This is a genomic window from Thiobacillus sp. (genome assembly GCA_024235835.1).
GTDB lineage: Bacteria > Pseudomonadota > Gammaproteobacteria > Burkholderiales > Thiobacillaceae > PFJX01.
This window is the reverse complement of sequence record JACKLQ010000001.1, coordinates 527,075-546,524: the sequence shown is the minus strand read 5'-3', so window position 1 is coordinate 546,524 and position 19,450 is coordinate 527,075. Positions and strand designations below refer to the sequence as shown.

Sequence of the window (19,450 nt, the reverse complement as noted above, 5' to 3'; positions counted from 1 at the left end):
GTCCTCCAGGCATCAGTTCACCGCGTTGGCGGAGGTAGGCTGGGCGTAAGCCTCGCGCACCGCGTCGTAGGCGTCGTCACCCATGACCTTCCGCTTCACGGCCGCGCTGCCCAATACCTCGGTGAGGTCGTGCAGCAGGCCGTACTGGACTTCCTTGGAAAGGGGCACGCGGCAGGCCACTTCCAGGGCGTTCCACTTGTAGGCCGGATGCTGGTCCCTGGCGTAGAGGCGTTGGCAGGCCTCCATGAGATACCAGCCCCGCTGGTGCCTCTCCTCGCCCTCGGTCTGGTTCATCAGGTCCTCGAACTGGCTGCCCAGGATCTCGTTTTCGATGGCTGCGGAGATGCCGTTGCCCTGGGTTCCCAATGCCTTCAGGGCGGCGTTCTGGTATTCCTTGGCCTTGGCCGATATCGGATCGGCGATGCTGTGGGCCAGGCCTGCCCAGTGCAGCAGGCGGGGGCGTTCCGGATCATCCTGGGGCAGGGTGGTGAGCAGGTAGTCCGCCAGGCCCTGGGCGCTGACGTCCTTGTTGGCGGTGAGCAGGTCATACAGCGCGCGGATGGTGGGTGGGCAGGGCTCCATCAGGGTCACGTGGGACTTGATCCACAGTTCCCGGTCGATGTCCCGCAGGCGGTCCTGGTTGTGGGGGGCGATGTTCTTGCGGCTGGCGGGGTTTTCCCAGTTCTGCACCGTGGTGACGGAAACGCTGGCCATCATGGCCAGGGCCTCCTGGGACAGGCTGTGGCGACGGCGCATGCCCCCCACCCAGTCCGCCTCGAATTCCCGCTGGCTGCTGTAGCGGCGACGGGGGTTCAGTTGGCGGCTCTGGGCCAGCCATTGTTCTTGCAGGAAAGGCATGAAACTTCCTCCTATTCGCATCTCACGGTGTTCAGGTTAGCGGGGCCGGTGGGGGCTCGCTACCAACCAGGTTGGCCTACCGGGGCGGTCAACCAGGTTCCAACTGAGTCAGTAACGGCAAATCGGCGGGAAACATAAATTCGGAAGCGTCCGGCAAGTGCCGGCATACGTTTCGGAGGTACACCATGTTTTCCGAGCAACTCGCCATCATGCTGTTCCTGGCCGCCACCCACGCGACCAATCCCCAGGCCATGGTTCCCTCAGGCCCCGCGGTGGAAGATGCACGACACGCCGTGATGCGGGCGGTGAAGGAACCTGAACTGGTGGCTGCCCTGAGCCTCAGGGTCAAGCGGCTGGGCCTGCGCAAGCGTAATGCCGTGTCCAGCCAGACCATGCTGGCCAGCGTTGAATGATTGGGGGAGGCGACAGCGTGACGCTTGCTCCAACCCAATCCAAGGCGACTGCACGGGCTTCGGAGATGTCGGCCACGAAGGGGAACATGCCATTTTCTCCACCCCTGAGGATTGGCGGTCCCGTGGTGGTCAAGGGGACAAGTGCTGCCACGGTGCCCGTGTCCGACTTCAATCCCTCGATTGTTGAACGGACTGGCTCGTCTCAAATGGAGAAAGTGGACTTTGCCGCGTTCTTCCAGCGCTGGGGTGACTGAGATGCGCGCTGTCAGCGCTGCCTACATGGCCATGGCCACCGGGATTCGCCGCGCGCCGAATGCCTTGTCGAAATGCCGGTATCGTCCGGCGATGGCGGTGCCGCAGTGGGGGCAATGGCCGTCGTCCGTGAGGTGGTACTCGGGTATCTCGTACCAGTCCCGCACGATGACGGCCTTATGGCATTTCGGGCAGAAGGTGGTGCCGCCCTCGGGGTCGTGGACGTTGCCCGTGTAGACATGATGCAGGCCTGTTTCCAGGGCGATCTTCCGGGCCCGGCTGAGGGTGGCGGCCGGGGTAGGGGGCAGGTCCGTCATCTTCCAGTCCGGGTGGAAGGCCGTGAAATGCAGTGGCACGTCGGGGCCCAGTTCCTTGCCAATCCATTCCGACAACCTGCGAATCTCGGCTTCGGAGTCGTTAAGGGTGGGGATCAGGAGGGTGGTGATCTCCACCCAGACCTGGGTTTCCTTCACCAGGTACACCAGGGTTTCCAGCACGGGGTCCAGCCTGCCCGCGCAGTATTTGACATAAAAATCGTTCGTGAAGCCTTTCAGGTCCACGTTGGCCGCGTCCATGGTGGCGTAGAACTCGGCGCCGGGTTCCTTGTGCATGAAGCCGGCGGTGACGGCCACGTTCTTCAGGCCCAGGGCGCTGGAGGACCGGGCAGTGTCCATGGCGTACTCGGCGAAGATGACCGGGTCGTTGTAGGTGTAGGCCACGCTGAGGCATCCCATGTCCCTGGCGCGGCGGGCGATCTCGTCCGGGCTGGCGGCATCCATGAGCCGGTCCATGTCCTTGGACTTGGAGATATCCCAGTTCTGGCAGAACTTGCAGGCCAGATTGCAGCCGGCGGTGCCGAAGGAGAAGACCGAGGTGCCGGGGTAGAAGTGGTTGAGGGGTTTCTTCTCGATGGGGTCCACGCAGAAGCCGGAGCTGCGACCGTAGGTGGTGAGGATCATGCGCCCACCTTCCATCTTGCGTACGAAGCAGGCGCCTCTTTGCCCTTCATGCAGCTTGCAGTCCCGGGGGCACAGGTCGCACTGGATGCGGTTCTCGTCCAGCTTGTGCCACCAGCGGGCGGGATAGCGGGATTCCTCGACTTTCATGATGGGTGCTCCTGGATTTCTTCCTTGTACTTTTCCACCGTGTAGCGGGACAGGCGCACGTCATCGGACCAGTAGTCGGGCGCCAGCCCTGCCTTGCGCTTCAGGTGGGCCATGAATTCCCCCGGGTCGGGCAGTTGCTCCCACACCTGGGGCAGGAAGGTGGACCGGTGCCAGCCGGATTCCAGGATCACGCCGTCCACGCCGGGCCGCAGCTGGGCCAGGGCGTCGGCTTCATCGCGGAAGCGCATGGGCTCGGGCCTGGAAAGGATGGAGACTTCCACCCGGGTATGTTCCAGTTCCTTTTCGCCCAGGGGAGGAAAGCGGGGGTCTTCGAAGGCGGCGGCCCGGGCGTTGTGCTCCAGGTCTTCCGCCAGGGGGCGATGGGCCTCCAGGGTGCCGATGCAGCCTCGCAACTGGCCGTCCTGGGTCAGGGTGACGAAGGTGGCTCCGGACTGGAACAGCCACTCGGGCAGGGCCGGACGCTGGACGCTTTGCCCGAAGGCCTGGGCGATGGCCCCCCGGGCCAGGGTGGTCAACAGGCGGCCCTTGTCGGCGGAGGATGTCATGGCATTTCCGTGAAGGCGAAGGCCCCGTAGCCCACCACCCGATCCCGGTCCCCGGCAGTGTCGCCGGAATTGCGCAGATCCAGCAGATGGGGCCGCAGGCCATGATGCTTCGCGGCCAGCAACAGGCCGTTGATGGGATGGGCGCCGCAGGCCTGCTCGCCCACCAGGTCTGTGCGCAGGTCCAGGATGGCCCGGGCCGTGCCCTTGTCCATGTTGCTGCCTGTCTGGTAGGGCAGGTAGTGGGAAAGGTCGGAACTCACCACGATGAGGGTTTCGTCGCCGCCCCACAGGCGATCCAGCACCTGGGCCACCTGTTGGGGCGTGGCGCCACCCACGGCCAGGGGCACCAGGCTGAAGTCGCCCAGAACCACCTGCAGGAAGGGTAAATGCACTTCCAGGGAATGCTCCTGGGCGTGGGCGGCGGCCAGGGTTTCCACCTGGGGCAGGCCGGCTAATGCAGTCATGGCCTCCTGGTCCAGGGAGATGGAACCCAAGGGGGTCTCGAAGGCCTCCACCCCAGGCAGGGCCAGGCCCTGCACCCAGACCCGGTGCACGGGCCCCAGCAGCACCACACGCTTGATCAAGCCGCGCAGGGGCTCCAGCAACCGGTAGGCGCTGGCGGCGATGGGGGCCGAGTAGATATAGCCCGCATGGGGCGCGATGATGGCCTTGGGCCGGTAGTGGAATTCCCTGGCCTGGGACAGATACTGCCTAACCTCCGCGCCCAGGGTGTCTGCATCGGCTGGGTAGAAGAGGCCAGCCACAGCGGGGGGTCTGATGTTCGGCATCTCGACTTTCCTCTTCAAAGTAAGGGCTCAATTAAAATCTAGGGCACGCCACCGCATACACCAACATGGATCGCTCATGCCCAAGCACTTCGCCCTCTTGCCCGCCGCCGGCGTTGGCGCCCGAATGGGGGCCGAACACCCCAAGCAGTACCTGGACATCCATGGCCAGCCCATGATCTGGCATGCCGCCCGGGCCTTCGAGGACCATGGGGCCATCGGCTGCGTGTATGTGGTGCTCTCCCCGGAGGATGGTTGGTGGGACGGCTACGACTGGTCCGGCTTCTCCCGCCTGACGGTGTTGAGATGCGGGGGGGCTACCCGGGCCGAAAGTGTGCTCAACGGCCTCCAGGCCATGGCGGGCGAAGTTGCGGCCGATGACTGGGTGCTGGTGCACGATGCCGCCCGTCCCTGCCTGTCGCGGCGCCTGCTGGACAAGCTGTTCGCCCAGGTGGATGGCGACGCAGTGGGGGGAATCCTGGCGGCGCCGGTGGCGGATACCCTGAAACGGGAAGGGGAGGGGGGGCGCATCCAAGAGACCGTGTCCCGGGAAAGGCTCTGGGGCGCCCAGACCCCCCAGATGTTTCCCCATGGCCTGCTGACCCGGGCCCTGCTTCAGGCGGGCACGGGGGTGACGGACGAGGCGTCGGCCATCGAGGCCCTGGGATTGTCTCCACGGCTCGTGGAGAGTGATCTGACCAACCTGAAGGTCACCTATCCCCGGGACCTGGAGGTGGCTGCCTGGCTGCTGGGCAGCCGGTCGTGATTATTTCCTGTTGGGGATGACGGCCCGGACCTCGAAGCGGTAGGTGTCGTGGCAGCCGGAGCAATAGGTCATGGTCTCGGCCAGATGGCCCTGGACCGCCGACATGTCCTTGGCTTGTTCCGCGTCCTTGGCCAGGGCTTCGATGGCTTCCCGCAGGGCGATGCTGAGCTGGATGTATTCCTCTGGCAGACGCTCCCGCAGGGATGCGGGCGTGTTGTCGAGCAGGGCGCCCATGGGCCGGGCCGCCACGGCGGCGGCCTTGAAATCGTTCCTGGACAGGGCCAGATGTATGTTGAACAGGTTGTGCAGCAGTTCCCGCATTTCGAACAGATACTGATTGTGTTCCTTGGCGGTGACGGGAATGGGCTGGCGGTTATCCCTGGCGGTGTAGCTGTCAGACCGGGCGACCGAACATGCACCGATCAAAAGCAGTGCCAGGATGATTTGAAAAATTCTTTGGGGCATATCTCTCTCCTTGATGTGTCTGGTTTAAACCGCCTGAACGGTTGATTTGTGACAAGAATATCCTGATATTCCAACATATGGATAGACGCAGTCCTATTTGCGGCGAGTGAATTCCACCCCGCGAACATGGCCGACACGGGCAAGGCAACGGGTCAGCTGGGCTACGTCCGCCACCTCCAGGGTGAACTCCATGAAGGCGGTTTCCTGTTGGGAAACGGTGTTGACCCTCACCACGTTGACTTTCTCCTGGGCCAGTATCTCCGTCACGTCCTTCAGCAGGCCAGAACGGTCCCGGGCCACCACTTCCATGTCCACGGCAAAGGTGGTGCCGGATTTGTCGCCCCAGTCGGCCTGCAGCAGGCGCCCCTGGCGTTCATCCGGCAGGTGCAGGATGACGGGGCAGTCAGTCCGGTGGATCGTGACGCCGTGGCCCTGGGTGATGTAACCCACGATGGCATCCGGCGGCGCAGGCTTGCAGCAGCCGGCCATCTGGGTGAGCAGGCCCGGTTCCCCTTCCACCAGCACGCCGGCGGCCTCGGTTCTGCGCCTGGGAGCCGTGACCAGGGGCTTTTCCTGGGGCGGAACAAATTCGTCCTGGAGGGTGCGGTCCAGTTGGGTAGCCCCCACGTCTCCCCGCCCCAGGGCGGCGAAGAGTTCCTCTGGCTTGGCGAACTTGAGCCGGACCGCCAGCTTTTCCAGGTTCACGTTGGTTAGGTTGAGGCGGTGGATTTCCCTGTCCAGCAGGGCGCGGCCTTCCTGGATGTGGGTGTCCAGGTCCTGCTGCTTGAACCACTGGCGCACCTTGGCCTTGGCCCGGCCGGTCTTGAGTACGCCCAGGTGGGGGTTGAGCCAGTCCCGGCTGGGCCCTCCCTGCTTGACGGTGAGGATTTCCACCCGCTGGCCCGTGGCCAGGGGCGTATCCAGGGACACCAGGCTGCCGTCCACCTTGGCGCCCCGGCAGCGGTGGCCCAGTTCCGTATGCACCGCGTAAGCGAAATCCAGGGGCGTGGCGCCCGCCGCCAGGGCGATGACCTTGCCCTGGGGGGTGAGCACGAAGACCTCGTCCTGGAACAGCTCGTTCTTGAAGTGCTGGGCCAGATCGGAGCTGCTTCCATCATCGGAGCTGTCCCCGACCTCCTGGCGCCAGGCCAGCAGCTGGCGCAGCCAGGCGATTTTGTCCTGCAGTCCCCCGGTCTTGTCCCCGCCCTTGCCCCCTTCCTTGTAACGCCAGTGGGCGGCCACGCCCATCTCCGCCTCCTGGTGCATGTCGAAGGTGCGGATCTGGACTTCCAGGGCCTTGTTCTCCGGACCCACCACGGCGGTGTGCAGGGACTTGTAGCCGTTGCCCTTGGGACGGGAGATGTAATCGTCGAACTGGCCGGGAATGGGTTGCCAGAGGCTGTGCACCAGGCCCAGTACGTGGAAGCAGTCCTTCACGTCCTTCACCAGCACCCGCACGGCGCGCACGTCGTACACCTCGTCGAAGGACAGGTGCTTCTTGCGCATCTTGGCCAGGATGCTGGAGATGTGCTTGGGCCGGCCGGTGATGGAATAGCCGGACAGGCCGTCGCCCGCCAGGGCCTCCCCCAGCACCTTCACCACGTGCTCGATGTACCACTCCCGGTCCAGGCGGCGTTCGTCCAGGAGCTTGGCGATGTGGCGGTAGGTCTCGGTTTCCAGGTAGCGGCAGGACAGGTCCTCCAGCTCCCACTTCAGCTGCCAGACCCCCAGGCGGTTGGCCAGGGGGGCGTAGAGCTCCCGCACCTCGCTGGCGGTCTTGCGGCGCAGTTCCGGGTCCCCCAGGGCCAGCTCCCGCAGGGCCTGGGTGCGCTCCGCCAGCTTGATGAACACCACGCGGATGTCGTCCGTCATGGCCAGCAGCATCTGGCGCAGGGCCTCGCTCTGGCCGCCCTCGGCGTGCAACTCGGTGAACAGGTGGTCCATGCGCGCCAGCTTGGTAGCACTTTCCACCAGGGCGGCCAGGTGGGCGCCGAAACGGTGGGCCAGGGTCTCCCGCTTGATGGCCTTTTCCGGCAGGCCGAAGAGCAGGGCGGCGGCCAGGGTCTCGGTGTCGAACTGCATGCCCGCCAGGATGGCGGCGGTGCCCAGGGCGTGGCTCACCAGGGGCGCCCCCGTGTCCGCCGTGGACTCTGCGCCGTGCACTTCCAGCCAGGCAACGGCCTGGTTCAGCAGTTCCCACTTATCGTCGGGGAACTTACCTGCCAGGGCCTCCAGCCAGGCTACGCTGCTGTCGGGGGTGGCTGTAAGAGCGTGTGAAACCACCCCTTAGTCCTGGCTCTGGATCTCCCAGAACCGCCACCAGGGGCGATCTTTCTTCAGGTCCTTGCCGGTGAGGTAGGGGCTGTCGGGGAAGTTCTTCTTGATCACCCGCAGGGTGTCTTCCTTGAGGTCGGTCAGGCCCATCTGCTCGTAGCTGCGGGCCATGACCACCAGGGCTTCCTCCAGGGCGGGGGACTGCTGGTAGTGCTCCAGCACGTATTTGCCCCGGTTGGCGGCGGCCACGTAGGCGCCGCGCTTGTAGTAGTAGCGGCCCACGTGGACCTCGTGGGCCGCCAGGGCGTTGACCAGGTACTTCATGCGCGAGACGGCGTCTGGCGTGTACTTGCTCTCGGGGAAGCGGATGGACAGTTCCCGGAAGGCCTCGAAGGCCTCCCGAGCCGCCTTGGGATCCCGTTCGCTCATGTCCTGGTCGCTGAAGCGGGCCAGGAAGGTCTGGTCCTCCACGAAATTGGCCAGGCCCTTCAGGTAGTAGGCGTAGTCCACGTTGGGGTGCTGGGGATGGAGCTTGATGAAGCGTTCGCAGGCGGCCACGGCTGAGAGGGGCTCGTTGTCCCGGTAGTAGGCATAGGCCACTTCCAGCTGGGCCTGCTGGGCAAAAGCCCCATAAGGGTAGCGGGCTTCCAGCTTTTCATAGAGCTTCACCGCCTTTTCGTAATCGCCCTCGTTCAAGGCTTCCTTGGCGCTGTAATACAGCTTGGAGGCGGACCAGCTCTTGGTCTCGTCGATCTCGTCCGGCAACAGGCTGCAACCCGTCAGGAAACCGAAAAGCATCAGGAAAACAAGCCGAAGGCGCAGTTTCGGCGAAGCCAAAGCTAGAATTCGCTGCATATTCATCCCCATAAAGACGCGCGGATTATACCTGCGCCCTTATGTCCAAACCCTTGTCCGCACCGCTCAGCCTGACCATACCCCCCGAACACGCCGGTCGCCGCCTGGACCAGAGCCTGGCGGAACTGCTGCCCGATTTTTCCCGCAGCCGCCTGGCCGCCTGGATCGATGCCGGGCGGGTACGGGTGAACGACGGCCCCGCCAGCCGAAAGCAGAAGGTCTGGGGCGGCGAGGCCGTGGCCGTGGAGCCGGAACTCCTTCCTGAAGAAACCAGTCACCGGGCCGAGGCCATGGACCTGGACATCGTCTACGAGGATGGGGACATCCTGGTGATCAACAAGCCCGCCGGCCTGGTCACCCATCCGGGCGCGGGCAACTGGGAAGGCACCCTGCTGAACGCCCTGCTGCACCATACCCCCCAGGCGGCAGGATTGCCCCGGGCGGGCATCGTCCACCGCCTGGACAAGGACACCTCGGGCCTCATGGTGGTGGCCAAGACCCTGGAGGCCCAGACCCAGCTGGTACGGGACCTCCAGGCCCGCACGGTGAAACGGGTGTACTGGGCCGTGGCCCGGGGCGTGTTCGATCGCAAGGCCGGCGATGTGGAGGCCCCCATCGGCCGCCATCCCACCCAGCGCACCAGGATGGCCGTGGTGGACGAGGACCGCCCCACGGGCAAGCCGGCCCTGACCCATTGGGCGGTGCTGGAGCAGTTCGGCCAATGTGCCTGGGTGGAATGCCGCCTGGCTACGGGCCGTACCCACCAGATCCGGGTCCACCTTGCCCATATCGGCCACCCCCTGGTGGGGGATTCGGTCTATGGCGGCAGGAACTGGGCGGGGCAGATCCCGTTTCATCGCCAGGCCCTGCATGCCGTGCGCCTGGGCCTGGCCCATCCCCGGACCGGCGAGGCCATGGAATGGGAGGCTCCGCCCCCCGCCGACTTCCAGGAACTCATCGAATCCCTGAGGAACCCCCATGCATCCTGACTGGATACTCCCCGACTGGCCTGCGCCGGCCAAAGTCCGCGCCCTGATGACCACCCGGGCCGGCGGCGTCGGCTCGGCGCCCTATGACAGCTTCAACACCGCCACCCATGTGGGCGACGATCCGGGGGCGGTGGCGGAGAACCGCCGCCTGCTGAGGCAGGGGTTGCCCAGCGAGCCGCTATGGCTGAACCAGGTGCACGGCAACCGGGTGTTCGAGCTGCCCATCCCCCATTCCAAAATGGGGGAGATCACCCCCGAGGCGGACGCCTGCATGACCCGGGAACCCGGCCAGGTCTGCGTGGTGCAGACCGCCGACTGCTTGCCGGTGCTGTTCTGCGACGAGGCCGGCACCGTGGTGGCGGCGGCCCATGCGGGCTGGCGGGGCCTTGCGGGCGGGGTGCTGGAGGAAACCGTCCGGACCATGGGGGTGGCCCCGGAACGTATCCTGGCCTGGCTGGGGGCAGCCATCGGCCCCGACACCTTTGAGGTGGGGGACGAGGTGCGGGAGGCCTTCGTCAGCCAGCATGCCCTGGCGGGCATTGCCTTCCGTCCCGCCCTGCCGGGCACCCTGGACGAGACGCCGCGCAAGTGGCTGGCTGACATCTACGCCCTGGCCCGCATCCGTCTCGCCGCCGTGGGAGTGGAACGGGTCTATGGCGGCGGACTGTGCACCTACAAGGACATGGAGCGCTTCTTTTCCTATCGCCGGGATCGAAATACTGGTCGCATGGCCAGCCTGATCTGGCTGCAAGACCAGTAGAATTCGGGCCTTCCACAGATTTCCCCCGCCGCCCCATGAGCCTGTTGTCCATGATCCTCCTCGCCAGTGCCGCGGGCGGCCTGCTTTCGGTGCTGCTGGCCAGCGTGGCCCTCAGGATGCGGGCGGAATGGGTGCCGGTGATGGTGAGCTATGCCATCGGCGCCCTGCTGGGGGCGGTATTCCTGGAAATCCTGCCCCATGCCGTGGAGCACGCCGGAAATTTCCAGACCATGGGGGCCGTGGTGCTGGTCGGCATACTGGGTTTCTTCATCCTGGAAAAACTGGTGCTCTGGCGCCATTGCCACACGGAGCATTGCGAGGCCCATGGCACGCCATCCCACGGCCATGACCATGGCCGCTCCGGCTTGATGATCACCGTGGGCGACACGGTGCACAACTTCGTGGACGGGGTGATGATCGCCGCCGCCTTCCTGGTGGACGTGAAGCTGGGGGTGGTGACTGCCTTCGCCATCGCCGCCCACGAGGTGCCCCAGGAACTGGGGGACTTCCTCATCCTGCTCCATTCCGGCTACGGCAAGACCCAGGCCCTGATGCTGAACCTGCTCTCCAGCGCGGCCATGCTGGCGGGAGCCCTGATCGGCTACTTCCTGTTGGCGGACATGCAGGAGTTCCTTCCCTACATGCTGGCCATCGCCGCCTCGGGCATGATCTACGTGGCGGTGGCGGACCTGATCCCCGGCCTGCACAAGCGGGTGGAACTGGCCCACACGGCCCAGCAGGTGCTACTGATTGGCCTGGGTGTCCTCACCGTCTGGGGCGCGGGCACCCTGGCGGAGTCCTACATGGAGACGTCGGCGGGGCACGGCCTTCACGAACACCCACAAGGGCAGCACGCCGAGGAACACGGCGATGGCCAGGCCCTTCAGCCAATCCCCGGCCGCGATGACCACTAGGGTCACCATCAGGATTACGTAGGCATAGCCGATGGCGATGATGTACATGGCGGAAATATCAGGAGGAGGTCGTTATGGCCATTGAACTTTACAACGACGGCAAGCATGTCTGCCTCATGTTCAACGATCTGGTGGACGACAGTGGCGGTGCCGCGGTGCAGGCCAACCAGTTCCTCATCGTCTCGGACGGGGAGGGGGCCTTGATCGATCCGGCGGGCAACATGACCTACAACGCCCTCCTCATGGCCATGCACAAGTACTTCCCCTTCAAGGACCTGAAGTACATCTTCGCCTCCCACCAGGACCCGGACATCGTCGCATCCCTCGGCAAGTGGCTCACTGCGACCGAATGTTCCCTGTATATCTCGGCCCTGTGGGAACGCTTTGTACCCCACTTCTGCACGATCAACCGCACCGAGGGCCGTATCCTGGGTATACCCGACCAGGGCACTGTCATTTCCATGCGGGACACGAAGATCGTGGCCGTGCCGGCCCACTTCCTCCATGCGGAGGGCAATTTCCAATTCTACGACACCAGGTCGAAGATTCTGTTTTCCGGCGACCTGGGCGCCTCCCTGGTGCACCATGACGCCATCCTGGAGCCCATCACCACCAGGGCCCAGTTCCTGGCCCACGTGCCCCGGATGGAAGGCTTCCACCGCCGCTACATGGTGTCCAACAAGGTCTGCCGCTTCTGGGCCAACATGGTGCGCACCATGGAGGTGGACATGCTGGTGCCCCAGCACGGCCGCTGGTTCAAGGGCCCCGAGGCCATCGGCGCCTTCCTGGACTGGATTCAGGACCTGCATTGCGGCATCGACCTGTTCAGCCAGGACAACTACAAACTACCCACATGAGTTCACTTCCCAAAGTCGGCTTCGTCAGCCTGGGCTGCCCGAAAAACAGCTACGATTCCGAGCGCATCCTGACTCAGCTCCGGGCAGAGGGTTACCTCATCGTGCCCACCTACCAGGACGCGGACCTGGTGGTGGTTAATACCTGCGGTTTCATCGACGCCGCCGTGGAGGAGAGCCTGGACGCCATCGGCGAGGCACTGCGGGAGAACGGCAAGGTCATCGTCACCGGCTGCCTGGGTGCCAGGGAATCCGTGGTCAAGGACGCCCATCCCAGCGTACTGGCGGTCACCGGCCCCCATGCTACCGAGGCGGTCATGACCGCCGTCCACGGTGCCCTGCCCAAGCCCCACGACCCCTTCGCCGACCTGATCCCCCCCGGCGGCCTCAAGCTCACACCCCGGCACTACGCCTACCTGAAGATTTCCGAGGGCTGCAACCACCGCTGCACGTTCTGCATCATCCCCAGCCTGCGGGGCGACCTGGTGTCCCGGCCCATCGGCGACGTGCTCAATGAGGCCGAGGCCCTGGTGAAGGCGGGGGTGAAGGAGCTCCTGGTAATTTCACAAGATACAAGCGCTTACGGCGTGGACTTGAAGTATCGCACCGGGTTCTACAACGGCCGCCCCGTGAAGACCCGCATGCTTGAACTGGTGCAGGAACTGGCCAAACTGGGCATCTGGGTGCGCCTGCATTACGTCTACCCCTATCCCAGCGTGGACGACGTCATCCCATTGATGGCCGAAGGCAAGGTGCTGCCCTACCTGGACGTGCCTTTCCAGCACGCCAGCCGCCGTATCCTCAAGGCCATGAAGCGCCCGGCCCACGCAGAGAACGTCCTGCGCCGCATCGAGAAGTGGCGGGAGATCTGCCCTGACCTGGCCATCCGCAGCACCTTCATCGTGGGCTTCCCCGGCGAGACGGAAGAAGACTTCGACGAGCTGCTGGACTTTCTGGAAGCCGCCCAGCTGGACCGGGTGGGGGCCTTTGCCTATTCCCCCGTGGACGGCGCCAAGGCCAACGAGCTGCCGGACCCGGTGGACGAGGATATCCAGCAGGACCGCCTGGCCCGCTTCATGGACGTGCAGGCGGACATCAGCGCCGCCCGGCTGAAGGCCCGAGTGGGCACGGAAACCACCGTGTTGGTGGATGAGGTCGGTGGAGGCCGTGCCATCGCCCGTTCCCATGCCGACGCCCCGGAGATCGACGGCGTGGTGCACATCGCCCAGGGCAAAGGCCTGCAACCCGGCGACTTCGTGAAGGTGAAGATCACCCGCTCCGACGACTACGACCTGTGGGGCAAGCCCGTATGAGTGAAACCGTGTGGAAACCCCACGTGGTGGTGGCCGCCGTCATCGAGGAGGACGGCAAATTCCTGCTGGTGGAGGAGGAGACCAACGAAGGCCTGCGCTTCAACCAGCCCGCCGGCCACCTGGAGGACGGCGAATCCCTGGTGGACGCCGTGCGCCGGGAGGTGTTCGAGGAAACCGCCCACCACTTCGAGCCCACCGCCTTGCTGGGCGTGTACCGCTGGCGCCATCCCGACAAGGGGCACACCTACATGCGCTTCGCCTTCACCGGCACCATCCTGGGCTTCGACCCCACGGCGCCCCTGGACGAAGGCATCCTGCGGGCCGTGTGGATGACGCCCGAGGAAATCCAGGCCAACGCCCATCGCCACCGCAGCCCCCTCCTGTCCAAATGCCTGGAGGACTACCTGGCCGGCCGCGAATATCCGCTGGAAATGCTCATCGACTTCGGAGAGGGACAGGTTTTTACTGGCGGTGAGGAGGAATAAACCCGGTGAACCCCCGCAAAGCAGCCCGCCCGGTATTTCCTCCCTCAGAAGCCGCCCCTCCGGTTTTCCCCCCCTTTGGTAAAGGGGGGCAGGGGGGATTTGACAGCCTGTCCTGGGAGCATGCGCCCCTAAATCCCCCTCACTCCCCCTTTGAGAAAGGGGGGAGTGGTTTGCCGCCGCTCGCCACCAAGGGTAGTCAATCTGGATGTATTGGCTCCAATGGGGACAAGGCAAGCCCATGAGCCCCATGCGCCGCATCGTTGTAGGTCTCTCCGGCGGCGTGGATTCCGCCGTCACCGCCTGGCTGCTCAAGCAGCAGGGCCATGAAGTGGTAGGCGTGTTCATGAAGAACTGGGAGGCGGACGACCTGGAGGAAGACTGCCCCATCGCCCAGGACTACAAGGACGTGCTGGCCGTCGCCGAGGTGCTGGGCATCGAGGTGCAGCTGGTCAACTTCAGCAGGGAATACCAGGACCGGGTCTTCGCCTATTTCCTGCAGGAATACAAAGCGGGCCGCACCCCCAACCCGGATGTGCTGTGCAACGCCGAGATCAAGTTCAAGGCCTTCCTGGACCACGCCCTCACCCTGGGGGCGGACCACATCGCCACAGGCCATTACGCCCGCCTGGAAGGGGCCTACCCCAACCGCCGTTTGCTCAAGGGCGTGGACCCCAACAAGGACCAGAGCTACTTCCTCTACCGCCTGAACCAGCGGCAGATCGAGCACGCCCTGTTCCCCATCGGCCACCTGCCCAAGCCCCAGGTGCGGGAACTGGCCCGGGAGGCTGGACTACCCGTGGCCGAGAAGAAGGACAGCACCGGCATCTGCTTCATCGGCGAGCGGCCCTTCCGGGAATTCCTGCAACGCTACATGCCCATCCAGCCCGGCGAGATGATCACCCCCGAAGGCCGGGTGTTGGGCCGCCACCAGGGCCTCATGTACTACACCCTGGGCCAGCGCCAGGGCCTGGGCATCGGCGGCGTGAAAGGGGCGGAGGAGGGCGTGCCCTGGTTCGTGGCGGGCAAGGACCTGGAGAAGAACCAGCTCATCGTCGTCCAGGGCCACGAACACCCGCTGCTGCTGTCCGCCACCCTGGAAGCGGCGGACCTCACCTGGGTGGTGGCCCCCCCCAAGGCCGGCGGCCGCTACACCGCCAAGACCCGCTACAGGCAGCAGGACGCAGCCTGCACCGTGGAGGCCATCGAGGCCAACCGCCTGGTGCTGCGCTTCGACGAGGACCAGTGGGCGGTCACGTCCGGGCAGTCGGTGGTGGTGTACGAAGGGGAGAACTGCCTGGGGGGCGGGGTGATACAGAGAGGTGGCTATGGATTGCTCAAAAGTAAGCGCACCGCCGTGCTGGCCGACTTCGATCCAGCCAGCATCCTGAAGCCGTGATTGTCCATGCGGCATTTGCCGGGGCTGCCCCATTTCACAGTCGAGGATAGAGCGGCGGTTGAATAGGCTTTGTCCCCCACGAAGCCGGTCTGGATTTCGCAGACGCGCTGCATCTGGCCAGTTACCGTGAATGCAACGCCATGGCGTCATTCGATGACCGCAAGTTCACCCGCCGGGCCAAACGAATGAATCTGGCTCCAAAAATGATTATCCCCGCGTGATTGTTATTGGTCCGGCGTAAATGTTGTTGAATTGCCACTTCCCCCCAGCCCCTCCCCCGCAAGCGGGGGAGGGGTGCGCGGCAGCGCGGGAGAGGGACGACGTTCAACTTCACCCAGGAGGCCGCCATGACCACCAGCACCGTTTTCACCAACAACCGAACCCAGACCGTCCGCCTGCCGGCCGAGTTGCGCTTCCCAGATAGCGTCAAGAAGGTGGACGTGTGCCAAATAGGTCAGGAACTGGAGTTTCCTTGAGCACCACCTGCTCGGACGCTTCCCATGGGCTGTCCTGGGGCAAGAGGGCCCTGTAATCAAACACTCACATAAGTGTCACTCATATTCGGAGTCATTTGTCTACGATCAAGAACAGGTAATGCACTTGATTGAAAAAAATGGGCTCGCGGCGGGGCTTTTGGTGGTTGGTCGTTTTTCTGGTGCTGGTTATTCCGCAACCGTCCCGTGCTGGCTGGGACGATGCTTGGTCTTACCGCATCAAGATCAACCTGGACAACACCCAGGTTTCCCAGCAGCTGACACAGGTGCCCTTGGCCGTGCGTCTGCATGCGGGCAACTTCCCCTTCAGTGCCAGCAACCCAGACGGCTCTGACCTGCGCTTCGTCGCCGCCGACGACAAGACCCAGTTGCCGTTCCACATCGACAAATATGATGCCACTTATGGCATTGCATTGGTCTGGGTGCAGGTGCCCACCCTGGGAGGCAATGCTGCCCCCCAGCATTTCTGGCTCTACTATGGCAACCCGGAGGCGCCGCCTGCCCAGAACCCCGGCGGCACCTATGACAAGCAATTCGGCCTGGTTTTTCATTTCGATGAGCGTGAGGAGAGTCCCAAGGACAGCACGGCCAACGGCAATCATGCCCAGCCCTCCGCAGCCACCATTTCTACGGCCGGGGCCATAAATGCAGCCGCCCGGTTTGATGGCAAGGCAGGGATCAAGGTATTGGCCTCGCCCTCCTTGAAGCTGACCGCAAATCAAGGATTCTCACTGTCTTTCTGGCTCAAGCCGGATGCCCGGCAACAGGAAGCCGTGCTCTTCGAGCAACGGGATGGAAAACGCGCCGTGTTGGTGGCCATGGACCAGAACGGCGTGTATGCCCGCATAGAGCGCGACCGGGGCAAGGCAGTGGAGACGCCCCGCATCGCTCTCGATCTTGGACAATGGCAGCACGTGGGGGTCACCGCGGCGGATCGGTTGACCTTGTTCTTGAACGGTCGGGAGGCCGGGTCAGCAACTGGCCGCCTGGACGACATGAGCGGCGAAGTCATCCTCGGTGCGGACGCCGCAGGCAAGCATGCCTTCACGGGTGAATTGGACGAGGTGCAGTTCTCCACCCTGGCTCGCCCCATCGCCTGGATGCAGGTTGCGGCCGCTCAGGGCCCGGATGGCGCCTTGTTGGCCTACGGCGAGGAGGAAGGCGAAGAGGATGCCGGCGGGGCCTATCTGGGCATTGTCAAGATACTGGTGGATTCGGTCAGCCCCGAGGGCTGGATAGTGATTGCCCTCATCGGGTTGCTTGGGCTGGTGAGCTTGGAAGCGGGCGTCAACAAATCCATGTACCTGAGGCGCATGGAAAAGGCCAACCGTGCCTTCCAGAGCAGGCTGAGCAGCCTGTCCCTGGACGCTTCAAGCAGTGAAGACGAGCCGCCCGCCGCCGAAGACCCGCCGGCCGAGATCCGCGACGCCGCCCTGCTGCGCCTCTACACCCATGCCATGGCCGAATTGCGGCGTATTCTGGACATCCACGAACAGCAGGGCTACCACCGCGCCCTCAGCCCCCAGGGTCTGGAGGCGCTGCGTTCCAGCCTGGATGTGGCCTTGGTGGGCGAGGTTCAGCGCATGAACCACAAGCTGGTGCTGCTTACCCTGGCGGTGAGCGGCGGCCCCTTCCTGGGGCTGTTCGGCACGGTGGTGGGCATCATGATCACCTTCGCCACCATTGCCGCCACCGGCGACGTAAACGTGAACACCATCGCCCCGGGTGTGGCGGCGGCCCTGACCACCACCGTGGCCGGCCTGATGATCGCCATACCGGCCATGTTCGGCTACAACCATCTGGCTATCCGTATCCGCGACCTGACCAGCGCCATGGAGGTGTTCACCGACGAGCTGGTGGGGCGCATCGCCCTCACCCATGCCCTGAAAGGAGCCGGCCATGCGCCGCCGCAGCCGGGCTGAGGGCCGCATCTACGACGAACTCAACCTCACGCCGCTGATGGATCTGGCGTGGAACCTGCTGATCGTATTCATCATCATGGCCACCGCCTCGGTGCAGGGCATCAAGGTGGACCTGCCCCAGGCCAGCGAGGCCCCCAGCATGGCCAAGCCCAAGACCAAGGCCATCACCATCACCGAGGATGGTCGTGTCTATCTGGATACCTTCCAGGTCAGCCTGGAGGAGCTGGAGCAGCGCCTGGCCGCCTACAAGGCCGCCGACCCCAGCCTGCCCGTGGTGGTCAAGGGCGATGCCCGCATCCAGTATCAGGTGGTCATCGAGGTGCTGGACGTGGTCAAGCGCCTGGAGATCAGGGAGCTGGGCCTGGTCACCCAGCGTCTGGTGAAATAAGCCGGGTGAGCACCATGTCCGTCTGGCTGAAGCGCTGGCTGTATCGTGTACTGGCCTTGGTTGTGGTGGTCGGTGTGGTCTTTTTCGTTCGGGATCAACTGCAAGGCCACGATGTTCGGATGGACCGCTTTACCCAGCGGATACGCCTGATCGAGCCGCCACCACCTCCCCCCCCACCCAAGAAGACCGAGGAGAAGCCCCCCGAGGCGGTGGTCAAGCAGGAGGTGAAGATCGAGAAGTCCTTACCCGATGAGGGAGACGATAAACCGGTGATGGATGACCGGCTGGGTGTGGACGCGGAGGGCGGCAGCGGTTCAGATGCCTTCGGGCTGGCCGCGAAAAAGGGCGGCAAGGATCTGCTGGCCACGGCCAAGATCGGCGGTGGGGGTGACGATCGGCGATACGGTTATTACGCCTCCCAGATCGAACGATTTCTTGAACGTGCCTTGTCCAGGGACCAAGGCCTGCGCAAGGCCAACTACAGTGCCATCATCTGGCTTTGGCTGGATCCGGGCGGACGCTTGAATCGCTATGAACTCATCCGCTCCAGCGGCGATCCCACCATTGACATGCGATTGAAGGAAGCGCTGGCCGCCCTGGACAACCTAGGTCTGCCTCCGACCCCGGATTTGCCCCAACCGATAAGGCTGCGTATCTCGTCAAAGATTTCGGGCTGAAAATGGACCAGGCTCAAATGTCAGCCTGATGCTTCCGGCGCAATCAACGCCACGCCAGAAAAATAGCTTGCATAGCGTCGCGTGTCCCTAAGCTAAAGGGGCCAGGCACGATTTTTCACGTTTTTTCAAAGGGCGGTGGTGCAGCGGGGTGCCGTCATGAGCGATGCGAGGCGGCACCGTCGTCATCCGGTGTCGGGCGCTTAAGCCCGTTTGACGCCAATTATGGTATTGCCTACAATACCATTGTGAAGCCGGATATCGTTCTCGACACAAACGTACTGTTGTCCGCGCTCAGGTCATCGCGGGGTACGTCGTTTCGCCTGCTGAGCTTGCTGGGCGGTGATCGCTACACGTTGCATATCTCGGCGCCCCTGGTTGCGGAATATGAAGCGGTGCTGAAGCGCGGTGAGCTTGCCCTGTCAGACCAGCAAATCGATGACGTCATCGACTTCGTCTGCGCCGAAGCGGTGCACCACAAGATTTTCTTCCTGTGGCGGCCGGTGCTGAAAGACCCGGACGACGACTTCCTGCTCGAACTGGCGGTGAAGGCCCAGGCGATGATCGTCACCTGGAACGTCAACGATTTCAAACGCGCGGCGCCGTTTGGCATTTCCATCCGGACGCCGCGAGAGTTTTTGGCCCTACTGGAGGCGCAATCATGAGCACTATCAGCGTTCGCTTGCCCGACTCGCTGCACAAGCTGGCGCGCGAGGTCGCGAGCCAGGATCATGTCTCGATGAACCAGTTCATCGCCTCGGCGGTGGCGGAAAAGATCTCGGCCCTGGCCACCGAAACCTACCTGAACGAGCGTGCCGCACGTGGCTCCGAGGCGAAATTCCGCGCCGCTCTGGCCGTGGTGCCGGATGTGCCTCCGGTGGCGGGGGATGAGATCGCGTAGGTTGGGCGTTCGGGCTAGTC

General features: G+C 64.2%; 19 protein-coding genes and 2 pseudogenes. 15 read left to right on the top strand and 6 right to left on the bottom strand.

Annotation, left to right across the window (positions count from 1 at the left end):
- Positions 1 to 12: 12 nt before the first annotated feature.
- Entirely contained in the window at positions 13 to 858 is an 846-nt protein-coding gene (locus H6935_02705) for a hypothetical protein (GenBank protein MCP5277253.1), read from the bottom strand.
- Between the two features lie 185 nt (positions 859 to 1,043).
- On the opposite strand from H6935_02705, the gene H6935_02700 reads away from it, so the two are divergent.
- Positions 1,044 to 1,271 (top strand): hypothetical protein, encoded by a 228-nt coding sequence (locus H6935_02700; GenBank protein MCP5277252.1) that lies wholly within the window; start codon positions 1,044 to 1,046, stop codon positions 1,269 to 1,271.
- A gap of 275 nt (positions 1,272 to 1,546) precedes the next feature.
- On the opposite strand, the gene amrS is transcribed toward H6935_02700, so the two are convergent.
- Together amrS and amrB are read right to left on the bottom strand one after the other, a co-directional pair.
- Positions 1,547 to 2,629, bottom strand: coding sequence for an AmmeMemoRadiSam system radical SAM enzyme (gene amrS, locus H6935_02695; protein ID MCP5277251.1), 1,083 nt, complete (start codon positions 2,627 to 2,629; stop codon positions 1,547 to 1,549).
- Positions 2,626 to 3,983, bottom strand: a pseudogene (gene amrB / locus H6935_02690) (AmmeMemoRadiSam system protein B). Before amrB ends, amrS begins: the two are co-directional and overlap by 4 nt.
- Positions 3,984 to 4,059: 76 nt before the next feature.
- On the opposite strand from amrB, the gene H6935_02685 reads away from it, so the two are divergent.
- Positions 4,060 to 4,746 (top strand): 2-C-methyl-D-erythritol 4-phosphate cytidylyltransferase, encoded by a 687-nt coding sequence (locus H6935_02685; GenBank protein MCP5277250.1) that lies wholly within the window; start codon positions 4,060 to 4,062, stop codon positions 4,744 to 4,746.
- Here H6935_02685 and H6935_02680 read toward each other — a convergent pair whose 3' ends face one another.
- The 3 genes from H6935_02680 to H6935_02670 form a co-directional block, all read right to left on the bottom strand.
- Positions 4,747 to 5,211 (bottom strand): cytochrome c, encoded by a 465-nt coding sequence (locus H6935_02680; GenBank protein ID MCP5277249.1) that lies wholly within the window; start codon positions 5,209 to 5,211, stop codon positions 4,747 to 4,749. It abuts the gene before it with no gap.
- Positions 5,212 to 5,304: 93 nt separating this feature from the next.
- Positions 5,305 to 7,494 carry a bifunctional (p)ppGpp synthetase/guanosine-3',5'-bis(diphosphate) 3'-pyrophosphohydrolase gene (locus tag H6935_02675; GenBank protein MCP5277248.1) on the bottom strand — a complete coding sequence of 730 codons (2,190 nt, stop codon included), beginning with the start codon at positions 7,492 to 7,494 and terminating at the stop codon, positions 5,305 to 5,307.
- Between the two features lie 3 nt (positions 7,495 to 7,497).
- Positions 7,498 to 8,340, bottom strand: a complete 843-nt coding sequence (locus H6935_02670) for an outer membrane protein assembly factor BamD (protein ID MCP5277247.1) — start codon at positions 8,338 to 8,340, stop codon at positions 7,498 to 7,500.
- Positions 8,341 to 8,381: 41 nt separating this feature from the next.
- On the opposite strand from H6935_02670, the gene rluD reads away from it, so the two are divergent.
- The 13 genes and pseudogenes from rluD to H6935_02605 all read left to right on the top strand — a co-directional run bounded on the left by rluD (position 8,382) and on the right by H6935_02605 (position 19,430).
- Entirely contained in the window at positions 8,382 to 9,329 is a 948-nt protein-coding gene (rluD, locus tag H6935_02665; GenBank protein MCP5277246.1) for a 23S rRNA pseudouridine(1911/1915/1917) synthase RluD, read from the top strand.
- Positions 9,319 to 10,089, top strand: coding sequence for a peptidoglycan editing factor PgeF (pgeF, locus tag H6935_02660; GenBank protein ID MCP5277245.1), 771 nt, complete (start codon positions 9,319 to 9,321; stop codon positions 10,087 to 10,089). Before rluD ends, pgeF begins: the two co-directional genes overlap by 11 nt.
- Before the next feature lie 35 nt (positions 10,090 to 10,124).
- On the top strand, positions 10,125 to 11,003 hold the full coding sequence (locus H6935_02655) for a ZIP family metal transporter (protein MCP5277244.1): 879 nt from the start codon (positions 10,125 to 10,127) through the stop codon (positions 11,001 to 11,003).
- 74 nt (positions 11,004 to 11,077) lie between these two features.
- Positions 11,078 to 11,860, top strand: a complete 783-nt coding sequence (locus H6935_02650) for an FprA family A-type flavoprotein (protein MCP5277243.1) — start codon at positions 11,078 to 11,080, stop codon at positions 11,858 to 11,860.
- The gene (gene rimO, locus H6935_02645; GenBank protein MCP5277242.1) at positions 11,857 to 13,170 is read left to right on the top strand and encodes a 30S ribosomal protein S12 methylthiotransferase RimO; all 1,314 of its coding nucleotides are present in this window, start codon (positions 11,857 to 11,859) and stop codon (positions 13,168 to 13,170) included. Before H6935_02650 ends, rimO begins: the two co-directional genes overlap by 4 nt.
- Entirely contained in the window at positions 13,167 to 13,655 is a 489-nt protein-coding gene (locus tag H6935_02640; GenBank protein MCP5277241.1) for an NUDIX hydrolase, read from the top strand. Before rimO ends, H6935_02640 begins: the two co-directional genes overlap by 4 nt.
- A 238-nt stretch (positions 13,656 to 13,893) precedes the next feature.
- Positions 13,894 to 15,051: a tRNA 2-thiouridine(34) synthase MnmA gene (mnmA, locus tag H6935_02635; protein ID MCP5277240.1), complete on the top strand. Its 1,158-nt coding sequence runs from the start codon at positions 13,894 to 13,896 to the stop codon at positions 15,049 to 15,051.
- A gap of 347 nt (positions 15,052 to 15,398) precedes the next feature.
- Positions 15,399 to 15,494: pseudogene (locus tag H6935_02630) on the top strand (AbrB/MazE/SpoVT family DNA-binding domain-containing protein).
- Positions 15,495 to 15,691: 197 nt separating this feature from the next.
- Positions 15,692 to 17,467, top strand: a complete 1,776-nt coding sequence (locus H6935_02625) for a DUF2341 domain-containing protein (protein ID MCP5277239.1) — start codon at positions 15,692 to 15,694, stop codon at positions 17,465 to 17,467.
- Positions 17,445 to 17,855, top strand: a complete 411-nt coding sequence (locus tag H6935_02620; protein MCP5277238.1) for a biopolymer transporter ExbD — start codon at positions 17,445 to 17,447, stop codon at positions 17,853 to 17,855. Before H6935_02625 ends, H6935_02620 begins: the two co-directional genes overlap by 23 nt.
- Positions 17,856 to 17,869: 14 nt before the next feature.
- Entirely contained in the window at positions 17,870 to 18,532 is a 663-nt protein-coding gene (locus H6935_02615) for a TonB C-terminal domain-containing protein (protein MCP5277237.1), read from the top strand.
- A gap of 245 nt (positions 18,533 to 18,777) precedes the next feature.
- A complete protein-coding gene (locus tag H6935_02610) occupies positions 18,778 to 19,194 on the top strand; it encodes a putative toxin-antitoxin system toxin component, PIN family (protein MCP5277236.1) in 417 nt (138 codons plus the stop codon).
- Positions 19,191 to 19,430 carry a toxin-antitoxin system HicB family antitoxin gene (locus H6935_02605; protein MCP5277235.1) on the top strand — a complete coding sequence of 80 codons (240 nt, stop codon included), beginning with the start codon at positions 19,191 to 19,193 and terminating at the stop codon, positions 19,428 to 19,430. Before H6935_02610 ends, H6935_02605 begins: the two co-directional genes overlap by 4 nt.
- The last annotated feature ends 20 nt before the right edge of the window (positions 19,431 to 19,450 follow it).